The 14,553-nt window shown below is 41.8% G+C and carries 14 protein-coding genes and 1 tRNA gene; 4 read left to right on the top strand and 11 right to left on the bottom strand.

The annotated features are described in order from the left end of the window. Positions 1-14 precede the first annotated feature (14 nt). Both G6N79_RS15910 and G6N79_RS15905 read right to left on the bottom strand, forming a co-directional pair. Positions 15-194, bottom strand: coding sequence for a spore protein (locus G6N79_RS15910; protein WP_103907772.1), 180 nt, complete (start codon positions 192-194; stop codon positions 15-17). Between the two features lie 30 nt (positions 195-224). Then, positions 225-295 (bottom strand) — tRNA-Cys (locus G6N79_RS15905). Positions 296-588: 293 nt separating this feature from the next. On the opposite strand from G6N79_RS15905, the gene G6N79_RS15900 reads away from it, so the two are divergent. From G6N79_RS15900 to G6N79_RS15890, 3 genes are all read left to right on the top strand, one after another. Beyond that, positions 589-1,227 (top strand): porin family protein, encoded by a 639-nt coding sequence (locus G6N79_RS15900; RefSeq protein WP_103907773.1) that lies wholly within the window; start codon positions 589-591, stop codon positions 1,225-1,227. Between the two features lie 268 nt (positions 1,228-1,495). Next, positions 1,496-2,149, top strand: a complete 654-nt coding sequence (locus tag G6N79_RS15895) for a porin family protein (RefSeq protein ID WP_103907774.1) — start codon at positions 1,496-1,498, stop codon at positions 2,147-2,149. A gap of 235 nt (positions 2,150-2,384) precedes the next feature. Then, a complete protein-coding gene (locus G6N79_RS15890) occupies positions 2,385-3,014 on the top strand; it encodes a porin family protein (RefSeq protein WP_103907775.1) in 630 nt (209 codons plus the stop codon). A gap of 289 nt (positions 3,015-3,303) precedes the next feature. Here G6N79_RS15890 and rpsJ read toward each other — a convergent pair whose 3' ends face one another. From rpsJ to fsa, 7 genes are all read right to left on the bottom strand, one after another. Beyond that, complete coding sequence (gene rpsJ / locus G6N79_RS15885) at positions 3,304-3,609, bottom strand: 30S ribosomal protein S10 (protein WP_013667229.1); 306 nt, start codon at positions 3,607-3,609, stop codon at positions 3,304-3,306. An 85-nt stretch (positions 3,610-3,694) separates the two neighbouring features. Beyond that, on the bottom strand, positions 3,695-5,818 hold the full coding sequence (gene fusA / locus G6N79_RS15880) for an elongation factor G (protein WP_103907776.1): 2,124 nt from the start codon (positions 5,816-5,818) through the stop codon (positions 3,695-3,697). A gap of 125 nt (positions 5,819-5,943) precedes the next feature. After that, the gene (gene rpsG, locus G6N79_RS15875; protein ID WP_094258280.1) at positions 5,944-6,411 is read right to left on the bottom strand and encodes a 30S ribosomal protein S7; all 468 of its coding nucleotides are present in this window, start codon (positions 6,409-6,411) and stop codon (positions 5,944-5,946) included. 19 nt (positions 6,412-6,430) lie between these two features. Next, on the bottom strand, positions 6,431-6,838 hold the full coding sequence (gene rpsL / locus G6N79_RS15870; protein ID WP_103907777.1) for a 30S ribosomal protein S12: 408 nt from the start codon (positions 6,836-6,838) through the stop codon (positions 6,431-6,433). Between the two features lie 570 nt (positions 6,839-7,408). Beyond that, positions 7,409-9,538 (bottom strand): ribonuclease R, encoded by a 2,130-nt coding sequence (gene rnr, locus G6N79_RS15865; protein ID WP_103907778.1) that lies wholly within the window; start codon positions 9,536-9,538, stop codon positions 7,409-7,411. Positions 9,539-10,076: 538 nt separating this feature from the next. Continuing rightward, positions 10,077-10,541 (bottom strand): Fur family transcriptional regulator, encoded by a 465-nt coding sequence (locus tag G6N79_RS15860; protein ID WP_103907779.1) that lies wholly within the window; start codon positions 10,539-10,541, stop codon positions 10,077-10,079. Between the two features lie 86 nt (positions 10,542-10,627). Beyond that, positions 10,628-11,287, bottom strand: a complete 660-nt coding sequence (gene fsa / locus G6N79_RS15855; protein ID WP_103907780.1) for a fructose-6-phosphate aldolase — start codon at positions 11,285-11,287, stop codon at positions 10,628-10,630. A 247-nt stretch (positions 11,288-11,534) separates the two neighbouring features. Here fsa and G6N79_RS15850 point away from each other — a divergent pair, with 247 nt between their 5' ends. After that, a complete protein-coding gene (locus G6N79_RS15850) occupies positions 11,535-12,764 on the top strand; it encodes an MFS transporter (RefSeq protein ID WP_103907781.1) in 1,230 nt (409 codons plus the stop codon). Here the strand turns inward: G6N79_RS15850 and G6N79_RS15845 are convergent. Further along, the gene (locus G6N79_RS15845) at positions 12,731-13,183 is read right to left on the bottom strand and encodes an aspartyl protease family protein (RefSeq protein ID WP_103907782.1); all 453 of its coding nucleotides are present in this window, start codon (positions 13,181-13,183) and stop codon (positions 12,731-12,733) included. The genes G6N79_RS15850 and G6N79_RS15845 overlap by 34 nt on opposite strands. Before the next feature lie 19 nt (positions 13,184-13,202). After that, positions 13,203-14,147 carry a malate dehydrogenase gene (locus tag G6N79_RS15840; protein WP_103907783.1) on the bottom strand — a complete coding sequence of 315 codons (945 nt, stop codon included), beginning with the start codon at positions 14,145-14,147 and terminating at the stop codon, positions 13,203-13,205. Positions 14,148-14,553: the final 406 nt, after the last annotated feature.

Here is a 14,553-nt window from a genome sequence, read left to right as displayed (position 1 = left end):
TGTTTTAAACAAACTTATTTAGCTTCAGTAGCTAATTTGTTTAAGATCTCATCATTTTTAGTGATTTGACTATCCTTAGCCATTTTGCTTTTAGAACCTTGTTCGATGTTGCGGCCAAGTTTTAAGAACTGTACTTCAACGCGTGAAACAGTTTTATTTCTTCTATCTTTTCTTTTTAAACGTGTAACTCCCATTGTGATCAAATATTTTTTAATGTTAAAACGAGGTCGGAAGCGGATTCGAACCGCTGTAGGAGGTTTTGCAGACCTCAGCCTAGCCACTCGGCCATCCGACCCTTTACCCTTACAGGTCTGCAAAAATAGGATTAAATTTTAAAATAAAAAAACCTTTTTCGCTTTTTGTTGCGCTTTTATTTTCACACCTCCTTAACAGGTTGATAGTGAATAATTACCGCTTTTTGCAAACGCTCAAAGCATCGGTATGAAATAAAATTTAAAAATTATCAGACTGATAATTAACGCTTTAAATCCTTAATTACCGCTTGTCATTAATTTGGTCTAAACTTTGCAAGCAATGGTGTATCCGGGATAATTCTGGATGTATTTAAAAAACGAAAATTAAAAGACTATGAAAAAATTATTACTTTCTTTCGGCGCTGCATTTTTATTAGCAGCAGGTGCACAAGCACAAACTAGCTACGGTTTAAAAGCTGGTGTAAACTTGGGTAAATTTTCCAATGTTACTGACGCAGAAAAAGATTACCAAACTAACAACGTATCTTTCTACGTAACAGGTTTCGCTGACTTACCGGTAGCACCACAATTTTCCATCCAACCTGGAGTTTCCCTTCAAGGTAAAGGAAATAAATTCAACTACGATGGTGATGGTTTGGACGGTAGTGTAACAACAAACGTAATGTCCATTGAAATTCCAGTAAATGCGGTTTACTATATTCCTGCTGGTTCAGGTAATGTATTCTTGGGTGCTGGTCCATACGTAGGATTCAATGTTTCCGGTAAAACTAAAGGTAAAGGAACATTGGGTAACAATACGGGTGAATTCGAAAATGATTTGAAATTCTCTGGTGATAACAAAAACATGAACCTAATTGATGCTGGTGCTAACTTTATGGCTGGTTACAAGTTCAACAACGGTTTATTATTGAACGCTGGTTACGGATTAGGTTTGACTAACTTGAACCCTAACGATAACGGTGACAAGTCATCCACTCGTACCCTATCTTTTGGTCTAGGTTTCCAATTCTAAGCAATTTAGAAAAGGCCTCGAGCCTTAGTGAACATAAGATAAAGGTGATCCATTGCGGGTCACCTTTTCTTTTTTTACCAGCTACATAAATGGCGAAAACCAAATGGTTTTTAAGCCATCCTTCAACATGAATCTTTCAGTATCTGTTTTCGGCCAAAGCGATCTCCATTATCGGGAACAAACTATTTCTCTATTCCTTTAACCCTTACTTTTATTCGCAATAAACAGCCTTGTCCAATAATGGCCAAGGTAATTTCTTATATATTTTATGAAAAAATCAATACTCTTATTCAGCTCGGCTTTATTTTTAAGCTTTGCAGCACATGCACAGACCAGTTACGGAATTAAGGCAGGCATGAACTTGGCCAAGTTATCCAATGTGGATAATTCAATGGAGGATTATCAGAAGAACAACCTGTCCTTCTATTTAACAGGATTTGCAGATATTCCTGTCGCTTCACAATTCTCCATCCAACCGGGAATCTCCTTGCAGGGAAAGGGCGAAAAATACAGCATTGACGAAACGATTGCAAATGCGAAAGTGGATGGATCCGCACGTTTGAACATCCTTTCCATTGAAATTCCGGTAAATGCAGTGTATTGGATTCCAGCAGGACCTGGTAAGGTTTATGTAGGTGCTGGTCCATACATCGGATTCAATATTGATGCAAAGTTGAAAACTGATGGCGACGTAACGCTTGAAATTATAGGGGATGGAGATAAAGATGAATTGGATCTTGAAATAGGTAAGGATAAAGATATTCATGTGGTGGATGCCGGGATGAACTTCTTGGCTGGGTACAAATTAAATAACGGATTCCTGATCAACGCAGGCTACGGTTTAGGCTTAACGAAGATCCTTACTGATGGTGATAAACGATCTAGTAGAGTGTTCAGTCTTGGGATAGGATACCAATTCTAGAAAGAATATTTCATTTTGATTGATAATAGATGGGCAACCTGCATAGGTTGCCTTTTTTGTGCATAAATAATCAATATAAGGAATTCGCGAAAGGTCCTTTTAAACACCGCTGTTCAAATGCTATAGACTTGTTGGAAATTTCGAATGGTGAAAATTTGTTAATTAATAGTTCTTTAGGATTTACTTATGATATGGCGCCATACTTTTGGGTACATATTAATTAAAACTAATCCGTATGAGAACACTTTTATTTTCACTGACACTTGCTGCACTTTCTATCGGTGCTACCCAAGCGCAAACCACCTATGGTACCAAAACCGGAATCAACCTAGCGAAGGTGAGCAATCTGGATCACCAGAAATTCAATCCTTCCTATTTCGTGACCGGATTTGTGGACTTTCCATTCTCCAATCAATTCTCCATTCAACCAGGTATATCCCTGCAAGGGAAGGGGAGTACAGTCGAAACGACCGTCAAACCAGGGGATGCCTCCCCAGCGGGTGATTACAAATCGACCTTGAATACCATGTCCGTAGAGGCTCCGATCAATGCAATCTACTATATTCCGACCGGTAGCGGAAAAACATTTCTCTCTGCTGGGCCCTACTTGGGGTACACCATCAGTGGTAAAGTGAAAGATTCCAGACCCGATGGTAAGGAAACACGAGATATCAGCTTCAGTGGCAGCGATAAGAACATGAACCGTTTGGATGCTGGCCTTAATTTTGGCGTAGGTTACAAGCTATCTAACGGCTTTTTGATACAGGCAGGATATGGGTTAGGTTTGAATGATTTGAATGCCTCAAAAAGCAGCAAAGCCAACTCTAATCGAACCTTAAATTTCGGAATAGGCTTCCAGTGGTAGTGGAATAGAGAGAGATAGATATGAAACTTAGAAGTGAGATAGGAGATGTGAGTATTGAGATATGAGAGGTAGATTTGAGATTTGAGATATGAGATAGAAAACGGGATAATGTTTGTCTAAAAATTGAGGGTAGTATTGAGAAATGAGATAGAAAGCAGGATTATGTTGTCTAAAGATTATTAATCCCAATAGCACCCTTACTATCTCAAATCTCACATCTCACATCTCACATCTAGAAACAGAAAAGGCCCATTTTTCAATGGGCCTTTCTGTTTCTTCTTGAAATCTATCACACTTTGATTTCAACTTCAACACCTGAAGGAAGTTCTAATTTCATCAACGCGTCTACTGTTTTAGAGTTTGACGAGTAGATGTCTAACAATCTCTTGTAAGAACATAATTGGAACTGCTCACGTGCTTTTTTGTTAACGTGTGGTGAACGTAGAACCGTATAGATTTTTTTCTCAGTAGGCAATGGGATAGGACCACTAACAACTGCACCTGTAGGTTTTACCGTTTTTACGATTTTCTCAGCTGATTTGTCAACTAAATTGTAATCGTAAGATTTCAATTTGATTCTGATTCTTTGGCTCATCTTCTTATTTTGATTTTAAAATGACCCCTGGTTAGAGCTATTTGCAACCAGGGATCGGTTAAGTTTTATTTCTGGATAGAAAGGATTATTCTTCGATACCTTTAACTTTTCCTTTAGATTTCGCGATTACGTCTTCTTGAACGTTACGAGGTGCTTCAGCGTAGTGGTCGAACTCCATTGTAGAAGTTGCACGTCCTGAAGTGATCGTACGCAATTGCGTAACATAGCCGAACATCTCGGAAAGAGGTACCAATGCTTTGATTACTTGCGCACCGTTACGGGAATCCAAACCTTGCATTTGGCCACGACGACGGTTCAAGTCACCCATTACATCACCCATGTTTTCTTCTGGTGTCAATACTTCAACCTTCATGATTGGCTCCATCAATACTGGAGAACATTTAGGAAGAGCAGCACGGTAAGCCATCTTAGCAGCTAATTCGAAAGATAGAGAGTCTGAATCGACTGCGTGGAATGAACCATCAATCAAACGAACTTTCATACCTGACAATTGGTAACCGGCAAGTACACCATTGTTCATGGAAACTTCAAATCCTTTTTGAACCGAAGGAATGTATTCCTTAGGAATAGATCCACCAACGATTTCATTTACGAATTGAAGTGGGTTTTTAACTACATCCCAATCCTCATCTGCTGGAGAAACAACAACTTTGATATCCGCGAATTTACCACGACCACCTGATTGTTTCTTGTACACTTCACGGTGCTCAGTCGTACCGTTGATGGACTCTTTGTAAGCTACTTGAGGAGCACCTTGGTTCACTTCAACTTTGAACTCACGTCTCAAACGGTCGATCAAGATATCCAAGTGAAGCTCACCCATACCAGAGATTACAGTTTGACCTGTATCAGGATCAGTTTTCACTACGAATGTAGGATCTTCCTCAGCTAATTTACCAAGACCGATACCTAATTTATCAACGTCAGCCTGAGTTTTAGGCTCGATCGCCAAACCGATAACCGGCTCAGGGAATACCATAGACTCAAGAACGATAGGGTTTTTCTCATCACAAAGGGTATCACCAGTTTTGATGTCCTTGAAACCAACGACAGCACCGATGTCACCTGCTCCGATACGCTCGATTGGGTTTTGTTTGTTTGCGTGCATCTGGAAGATACGAGAGATACGCTCTTTGTTTCCTGAACGTGTGTTCAAGATGTAAGAACCAGCTTCTAGTACACCTGAGTATACACGAGTGAAACACAAACGACCTACGAATGGGTCAGTAGCGATTTTGAAACCTAAAGCTGCGAAAGGCTCTGCTTCAGATGGTTTACGAGAGATCTCTTCACCGTTACGTGGGTCAGTACCTTTTACCGCTTCTTGATCCAATGGAGAAGGCAATAACTCCATTACGAAGTCAAGCATTGTCTGAACACCTTTGTTTTTGAAAGATGAACCACAAACCATAGGAACGATAGCGTTGTCCAATACTGCTTTACGCAATGCGTCAAGGATTTCGCGCTCAGTCAATGAATCTGGATCTTCGAAGAATTTCTCCATCAAAGACTCATCATAACCAGCTACTGCTTCCAATAATTTCTCACGGTATTCAGCAACTTCGTCAAGCATATCCTCAGGGATAGGCACTTCAGTAAAGGTCATTCCTTTATCTGCGTCGTTCCAAACGATACCACGGTTGTTGATCAAGTCAACTACACCTTTGAAATCATCTTCAGCACCGATAGGCAATTGAAGCGCTACGGCCTCAGAACCTAACATATCTTTTACTTGCTTAACAACTTTCAAGAAGTCAGCACCAGAACGGTCCATTTTATTCACGAAACCGATACGAGGAACTTTGTATCCATCAGCTAAACGCCAGTTAGTCTCGGACTGAGGCTCAACACCATCAACCGCCGAGAATAAGAATACTAGACCATCCAATACACGTAGGGAACGGTTTACCTCTACAGTAAAGTCCACGTGACCTGGAGTATCAATTACGTTTACTTGGTATTTCTTGTTACGGTAGTTCCAGAATACAGTTACAGCAGCAGAGGTAATCGTGATACCACGCTCTTGCTCTTGTGCCATCCAGTCTGTAGTCGCTGAACCTTCGTGCGTTTCACCTAACTTGTGGTTTACACCCGAGTAGAAAAGAATACGCTCTGTAGTCGTTGTTTTACCAGCATCGATGTGTGCAGCGATACCAATATTTCTTACTAATTTTAAATCTTTTGCCATGTTTTTTATTGCAGTTTGCCTATTGGCAGGTTGTATTTCAGTTGAAATAAATACACCGACTTTGATAATGGAAAAATCTATTATCTAAAGTCGGTGTAATCATATTTGATTCCTTTTGTTCAAAATTAGAATCTGAAGTGTGAGAACGCTTTGTTAGCTTCCGCCATCTTGTGCGTATCTTCTTTCTTCTTAACAGCAGCACCTTCACCTTTAGAAGCTGAAATGATCTCTCCCGCTAATTTCTCGAACATGGTTTTTTCACCACGTTTGCGAGCGTAAGAAATTAACCATTTCATACCTAAAGCGATTTTACGCTCAGGACGAACTTCCATAGGAACCTGGAAGTTTGCACCACCTACACGACGAGATTTAACCTCTACCGCTGGCATTACATTGTTAAGTGCTTTTTTCCAAGTCTCAAGACCGTTCTCTTGTGTCTTTTGCTCTACTAATTCAACTGCATCGTAAAAAATGGAGTACGCGATAGATTTCTTACCGTCGAACATCATGTTGTTTACGAAACGAGTTACCTGAACATCATTAAACTTTGGATCAGGTAAAATGATTCTCTTTTTTGGTTTTGCTTTTCTCATTTTATTTTCCTCCGTTTAATTATTTCTTACCTTTTGTTGGAGCCGCTGCTTGTCCTGGTTTAGGACGTTTTGTTCCGTATTTAGAACGACGTTGGTTACGACCTGCTACACCGGAAGTATCTAATGCACCACGGATGATGTGGTAACGAACTCCTGGTAAGTCTTTAACACGACCGCCACGGATTAACACGATAGAGTGTTCTTGTAAGTTGTGACCTTCTCCTGGGATGTAAGCATTCACCTCTTTACCGTTCGTTAAACGAACACGAGCCACTTTACGCATTGCTGAGTTTGGTTTCTTAGGGGTAGTAGTGTATACACGCGTACACACACCTCTTCGCTGTGGACATGAATCCAACGCTGGTGATTTACTCTTGTCAACCAGAGCTACTCTACCTTTTCTAACTAATTGTTGAATAGTAGGCATTTACCTGTTTTTCTTTTTAAGATTTTGTTTAAAAAATTATTTTAAGTCCGCAAAGATATAAAGAATATTCTATACTCTAAAGAGTTGTGCCATAAGTTTTTTATAAATTTTGCATATTCCCCAACAATGGACCAGCAATGCCGCAAACGAGGTCGTAAATCTTACCCCAATGAACTGTCCTAAAACGGAAAACTCAGAACAAATCTAACCCCAAAAGTAAAGTCGGTAGCTCATGCGAATGTACCTGAGCATGCTGATGAGTTATTAGGTCATGATTATGGCTATTGGTGTGGTTAAATGCTGTTTGTAAGAATTAGCGGTTTCCCATTTGTACCTGAAAACAGGTAATTTGTAGGTATTTTCCCCGGTAGGGAGTAAATGGTGCTGATTTTGTGTGCGTATTTAACGTTAAATGATCACACAAGCTACTAATAAACCCAACCCTAGGGATGGGGCCCGTTTTTGAACTGCCCGTCAGTTTTTTTTCGGAACCCGATTGAAAAATTTCAAAGTGAATGAAAAATGCCGGTCCATAGGGCCGGCATTTTCGATTTTATGTTTTTTTGCTGATTAACTCAATAGGGTAAAGTCGATCTGTCTTTTTTCCAGGTCTACTTTCTTAACCTTGATCTGCACTTCGTCGCCCAACTGGTAGACTTTCTTTTTGCGCTGCCCGATGATGGCGTAATTCTTTTCATCCAGGGTGTAGAAGTCATCCGTGATGTCGCGCAAGCGAACCATACCTTCACATTTGTTCTCTTCGATCTCCACGTACATTCCCCATTCGGTCACACCGGAAACAATTCCTGTGTATTCTGTGCCGATCTGATCTTGTAGGAATTCTGCCTGTTTGTATTTTACGGATGCTCTTTCTGCCTCCGCAGCTTTCTTTTCCATTTGGGAAGAGTGCTCCGACATTTTCTCGTAATGCTCGGCATTGACCTTTCTTCCGCCATCCAGGTAATACTGGAGTAAGCGGTGGACCATCACGTCGGGGTATCGGCGGATAGGGGAGGTAAAGTGCGTGTAGTAGTCAAAGGCTAATCCATAGTGGGATGTACCCTTTGTGGTATAGATGGCTTTTGCCATGGAACGGATCGCTAGGGACGTCAGGAGGTTCTGCTCCTTTGTGCCCTCGATCTTCGTCATCAGGGAATTCAGTGATTTTGCAGTTTCCTTGTCCGATTTGATGCTCAGGCGGTGGCCAAAGCGGGAAGCAAACTGGGAGAAGCTCGTCAGGGTTTCCGGATTAGGTACGTCGTGGAAACGGTAAACGAACGGTAGTTTGTTCTTGCCCTTGCCCATCTTGCCGATGTATTCCGCAACCTTCCGGTTGGCCAGCAGCATGAAATCCTCGATCAGCTTGTGTGCTTCCTTGCGGACCTTGGTATACACTCCAGTAGGCTTGCCGTTCTCATCCAAGTGGAACTTCACCTCATCCGTTTCAAAACTGATGGCTCCGGCCTTAAACTTCCGTTCGCGAAGGATAAGCGCGAGCTCGTTCAGCTTCAAGATTTCCTCGGAAAGATCGTCTGCCTTGCCTTCAATTACTTCCTGCGCTTCTTCGTAGGAGAATCTGCGATCTGAATGAATAACCGTCCTGCCAAACCATTGGTCCATGACATTGGCTTTCTCGTCGAGCTCGAATACCGCAGAGAAGCACAGTTTGTCCTCGTTTGGACGAAGGGAACACAGGTTGTTGGAAAGTCGCTCAGGAAGCATTGGGATTACTCTGTCCACCAGGTAGACGGATGTTCCGCGTTCGAAAGCTTCTTTGTCCAGGATGGAATCCGGGATGACATAATGGGAGACGTCGGCAATATGCACGCCCACCTCGTAATTTCCATTCTCCAATTTCTTGAAAGAAATGGCGTCATCAAAATCCTTTGCGTCGGCAGGGTCAATGGTAAAGGTTGTCGTCTGGCGGAAATCCTGTCTTTTGGCAATCTCTTCCGGCGAAATGGTATCGGGGATTGCGTTTGCTTCCTCTTCCACTTTTGCTGGGAACTCCAACGGAAATCCGAAGTCCGCCAGGATGGCGTTCATTTCCGTATTGTTCTCGCCTTTCTTGCCCAAGATATTCTTCACCCGACCGATCGGGTTCTTTGCATTTTTCGGCCACTCCAAAATCGAGACAACAACTTTTTCTCCATTCTTCGCGCCGTTCAGGTTGTCCAGTGGAATGAATATATCGTGCAACATCTTTCTGTCGTCCGGTTGGAAAAAAGCGTAGGATTTGGAAATGTCTATCGTACCGGTGAAATCGGTCTTCGCACGCTGCAGAATTTCGACCACCTCACCCTCGCGCTTGCGTCCTTTTTTGCGTTCGTACACATGCACCTTGACGATGTCGTTGTGCAGCGCTTGGCGGAGTTTGCGGGGAGCCACGAAGATGTCTCCTTCGGTTTCGTCATCCGGTACAATGTAAGCCGAACCATCGGCTGTCATATCGACCTTACCGGTCACATAAACATGTAGCTGTTTGAGTTGGAATTTGCCTCGTTCAGGCTGAATGAATTTTCCTTCTTTCGTGACATCCGCGAGTAAATCTGCTAAAGCATTTTTAGCATCATTTTCCTTTATGTTTAGCTTAGCGGCAACTTGCTTATAATTGAGGGGGGTGTTTCCTGATTTTTCAAAAATGTCTACAATCAGTTGGGTCATTACTTCCTTGTAGGGATTCTCTTTTTTTGATCTCATAGTTTGTTCTTTAATACATCAATCCCTACAGATTTTTGTTTTTGGTAGGGAAGGGGAGAGGATGGTCGGCCGTTCCTGAAAACGATTTATTGCCGTGCAAATCTGACTCCGTATCTAAGATACTCATTTCATCCCATTTTTGTTTGAATAGGGTGAAAAATATCTTTCGAAATGTTTATCCCATTTTTAAATAAATAATCAATTGTTTTTAGCTGTTGTAATTAGCTGAATATTAGCATGTAATAATATAATTGCTAAAACTGTTTTATGGATTAATTTTTGTAAGTTGCTGATTTGTAGCAATAAATGAGAAATAAGCTCTTTTTAACTCTATTTTGCTAAAAATATTGTTTTGAAATTTAAATGTTATTGATAGTATATAAGTGGCTATGAAACAAACGTTTAAAAATATAAAAACTAAATATTAGCAAATTTAAAAATTTTAGTTTAGCTATGGTTTTTGCTTCTAAAAAGGGCAGATAGATTTTCATTGCCATGCGAGGATATGCGTGGCAATTTAAAGAAAAAAATGGAAAATTTACGCTTGTTTTTCGTTGCAGGAGTCACACAGTCCAACCGCATTTATCGCGATGGAATGTAGTGAAAAATTGTTCGGGAGCTTCACCTTTGGTAGTGCGATTTCGTCGAGACAGAATACCGAATTACAAACTGAGCAGATGAAATGCACGTGTTGATCATGATGGTGATCGGCTGAACACTTGGTCGAACAGAAGGCATAAGTGGCCGTTCCGTTCAAGTCAAAAACTTTATGAAGAATACCTTTTTCTTCGAAATTTGCTAAAATTCTATAAAGCGTTACGCGGTCAATTTCACTGCCTAAAATCTTCTCCAATTCGGGTTGAGAAATAGCAGATGTCTTGGTGGAGATGGTATCCAAAACGCGAAGCCTAGGCTGGGTTACCTTGAGTTGATTGGCCTTTAAAATATGTTGGAATTCCTCCAATTTTTCTCCCGTAATTTCTGTGCTCGCGTCCGCTTTCATACCGTTAAAATTACGAATTATATGGCGCATAAAAAAACCTCGGTACGAACAGTACCGAGGTTTCCTTTATTTTGACAGTAGTCTTATTATTTACCTGCAGCTTTTGCGTGGTCAGCTAAGAATTGAGCCAATCCACTATCCGTAAGCGGGTGCTTCAACAACGCTAAAATTGCCGAAAGAGGACCAGTCATCACGTCTGCTCCGATCTTCGCACAACCTAAAATATGTGCGCTGTGACGTACGGAAGCAGCCAAGATTTCCGTTTCAAAACCATAGTTGTCATAGATTTCACGGATTTCTTCGATCAAGCCCAAACCATCCACAGAAATATCATCCAAACGACCGATAAAAGGGGATACATACGTTGCGCCAGCCTTAGCTGCCAACAAAGCCTGACCCGCTGAAAATACCAATGTACAGTTGGTTTTGATACCTTTTTTGCTGAAATATTTGATCGCTTTAATACCGTCCTTGATCATTGGGACCTTCACAACGATCTTGCTATCCAAGGCAGCAAGTGCTTCACCTTCCTTGATCATCCCTTCATAATCCGTGGAAATTACCTCCGCACTAACATCTCCTTCAACGATATCACAGATAGCCTTGTAGTGATTGATCACGTTTTCTTCACCAGAAATGCCTTCTTTGGCCATTAAACTAGGGTTGGTCGTTACTCCATCCAAAACACCAAGGTCTTGTGCTTCTTTGATTTGTGCTAGGTTTGCGGTATCAATAAAAAATTTCATGATTGTGTTGAATTTATTTGTTTTCTAGATATTCAGCCTGTGTGCCGAAACTTGTGCAAAGGTAGTTATATTGTTTCAACATTTGAAGATATCTCCTTCATCTATAAGATATTTCTGCGCTTTGCCGCTTAATTTTTCATGAATTACAACAAAAAGGCCATTTTTGCTGTTATACTACTGAGGATTTTTAACCAAATCCCTGTTGTATTTCAATTGCTTATCTTTACTTAAATACATTTCTGCATCCATGCAAATATTCAGATCCCTTAAGTATCCAAACTATAGATTACACGTTATCGGACAAGCAATCTCACTTTTAGGTACCTGGATGCAGCGGATTGCCATCAGTTGGTTGGTCTATCAATTAACAGAGTCCGTATTTTGGTTGGGGTTTGTGTCCTTCGTGTCCCTCTTGCCTTCGTTGATCCTATCGCCCTTTATTGGTGCATTTGTGGATCGGCATAAGAAATATCGTCTCGTTTTTATCACCCAAATTGGGTTGATGATCCAGGCCGGATTGTTGACCTTATTGGTGTTCCTGAAGATGGAATCGGTGCTGTATCTTTCTATTCTTGGGTTTATTCAGGGGGTTATCAATGCCTTTGATGTGCTGGGAAGGCAGTCCTTATTGGTAAATCTGGTCGATGACAAGAAGGATTTGCCCAATGCGATTGCACTCAACTCATCCATTTTCAATGCAGCAAGGATGGTCGGACCGGCCATTGGTGGAGTGCTGTTGTCTATGTACGGAGAACTCGTGTGTTTTACCATTAATTTTGTCAGCTTTATCCCGGTCATTATCTGTTTGATGTTGATGAACGTGAAGGAAAGGGTCATCATCATCCCTAATGAAACAGCTTTCCAGGGGCTTGTTCATGGTTTTAATTACCTGCGCAGGTCGCCACATATCGCTTCCCTGATCATCATATTGACCTTTTCCAGCCTTTTGGTCATACCTTATACATCTTTGTTGCCCGCCGTTGCCCGGGAATTGTTCTCTGGGGATGAGCGTACGTTCTCTTGGTTTGAAAGTGCTGCAGGTCTGGGTGCCATGATCGGCGCCATCAATATGGCACGTATGAAATCGGGGGAAAACCTGCGGTATCGGGTCATGTTCTCGGCTTTTTTCATGGGATTGGCCTTGATCCTGCTGGCCTATGCGCACTACCTTCCCTCTGCACTGTTGTTTACAGGAGCTGTTTCCTTCAGTATGATGATGCAGAATTCCTCGATCAACACCTACATTCAGACCCATGCAGTGCCTGCCTATCGAGCGCGGGCAATGTCCTATTATGTGATGGCATTTCAGGGAATATTCCCTGTTGGCAGTCTCCTTACCGGGACTATTGCTGAAGCTGTGGGCATAAAAAACACCCTCTATATCATGGGAGGGTGCGGTATTTTAATCGCCATCGCCTTTTATATCTATCTGCGGCTTCACATTCAGCGCCGACTTTTCAAACTCAATCTACGCTGATTGAGGGATAATTCCTGCTTCTTATAGTCAATCTTGGCGCCGTACATGTTGAGGATATCACCACCCAGTACCCCGATTACGCGCTCTAAACCGATCTGTTCATAGGCGTAATTTATGGAGCTCAGGTCCAATACAGCGACCTGGAAGTTCTTAATTTTCCATTCTGCCAGTTGAAGGGTGGGAATGGTCAGGATAAAGCTTTCCATACTGTTCGTGCCCAAACCCGTGGAAAGAATGTCAGTATTCAGGAAATTCTCTTCATCAATGCCGGAAGCCAACAAGGTCTCCTTATCCAGAACGGTCTTCGATGCTCCGGTGTCAATGACGATTTTGAATTTTTTATCCAGTAATTCTATTTCTGTAATAATATGAAAGCCATCGGCTTGGAGGCCGATGACTTCAAATGGAATTTTTTGCATGTATAATGAATGTTGCTGCTTATTTCGTTAATACGCCTTCGTCAAAAAGGACTTGATTCATCTTACGGACAGCATCCGCGCTTGCTTTAAATAGATTTTCTTCCTCTTCGGATAGTTCCATTGGAACGATTCTGTCCCATCCTTTGCTATTAATGATGACAGGCACACCAATATTGATGTCTTCCTGGCCGTATTCACCCTCAAGGTATACGGAGGCGGTGAACAAACGGTTTTGGTCCTTGACAATGCTTTCGACCATGGCTGCTGCTGCAGCACCAGGGGCGTACCATGCCGAAGTGCCGATAAGGGCAGTCAAGGTCGCACCTCCAACCATCGTTTTCTTTACGATTTCTTCCTCTTCCTCAGCGGAAAGGAAACTGGATACCGAAACGGAGTTCCAGGTCGCATGCTTGATCAATGGGATCATGGTCGTATCGCCGTGTCCACCGATAACAATGGCGTTTAGGTCATTTGCCGAAGCATTTAATTTATCACTGATCTGGTATTTGAAACGTGCAGAATCCAATGCACCTCCCATTCCGATGATCCTATTTTTCGGCAATCCACTTGATTTGAGCGCCAAATAGGTCATCGTATCCATCGGGTTGGAAACCACCAGGATAATAATGTCTGGCGAATGTTTCAAAAGATTCTCAACAACGGATTTTACGATATTTGCGTTCGTGCCGATCAATTCTTCACGTGTCATCCCCGGTTTCCGAGGGATTCCCGATGTTATGACTGCAACGGCAGAGCCCGCGGTCGAAAGATAATCGTTGGTTACCCCCTTGATTTTGGAATCAAAACCCAATAGGGCAGAGGTCTGCATCATATCCTGAGCCTTCCCTTCAGCCACACCTTCCTTGATGTCCAGTAAAACAATCTCTTCAGCAATGTTTCTTCTCACTAAATTATCGGCGGTCGTTGCTCCAACTGCTCCTGCTCCAACTACGGTTATTTTCATATGGTTAAGGATTTATATGTTTCCAATAAATGTAACAATAATTATCAGGAAATAGGGGCTTAACTATGTTTATTTTATGTAAAACCTCCATACCTGAGACAACAATTTTTGTGAATAATGCAAAAATTTCATGACTGTTAGTGAGCGTGCTATTAGATCTCATTTCCTTGGATATACTGGAGTTGGAAGAGCTGTACATTCCTTTATACCTTGTCTGAGGTGAAGCCGTACTGCAAGCGAGGTGAAGCCGTGGTGAGAGCGTGTCTATAGACACGCTCTCACCACGCTCTCAGTACGCTCTCACCACGCTCTCATGTCAGACAAGGTCTGTCTTGTCCTTATATAGCTATACAAATTATTGGATTAATTCTGAATTGATTATACAGGCAAATTTGGTAATACTATA

It is taken from the genome of Sphingobacterium lactis, assembly GCF_011046555.1.
GTDB classification, from domain to species: domain Bacteria; phylum Bacteroidota; class Bacteroidia; order Sphingobacteriales; family Sphingobacteriaceae; genus Sphingobacterium; species Sphingobacterium lactis.
The sequence above is the reverse complement of the archived record's forward strand: the minus strand, read 5'-3'. Positions and strand labels throughout refer to the sequence as shown.